The following is a 258-nucleotide window of genomic DNA, read 5'->3' as shown; positions in this document are numbered from 1 at the left end:
GCCGACGCGGCGGACGTCGCTTCGGCCACCGATGACATGCTCACCACTGGCTTCAACACCGCTAGCAACGCCCTGGCCGACTTCGCCACCACCGGCAAATTCAAGTTCCGCGACTTCGCCAGTAGCGTGATCAACGACATGGCGCGGATTGCCAGTCAGCAGGCGGCGACGGGGCTTCTCAGTGGTGTGCTGGGCGCGGGTGTCTCGGCTTTCCGCGGATGGATGGGGGGCTCTGCCACGGCCGGGGCCTCGGCTTCC

The 258-nt window shown here is 67.1% G+C and carries 1 protein-coding gene; it reads left to right on the top strand.

The window, feature by feature from the left end; translation table 11 throughout:
• Positions 1-258: phage tail tape measure C-terminal domain-containing protein (locus tag OH705_RS27925; protein WP_267303523.1), on the top strand; the 258-nt coding region annotated here is incomplete at both ends.

Source organism: Pseudomonas sp. BJa3 (assembly GCF_026343815.1).
Lineage (GTDB): Bacteria > Pseudomonadota > Gammaproteobacteria > Pseudomonadales > Pseudomonadaceae > Aquipseudomonas > Aquipseudomonas soli.
The sequence above is the reverse complement of the archived record's forward strand: the minus strand, read 5'-3'. Positions and strand labels throughout refer to the sequence as shown.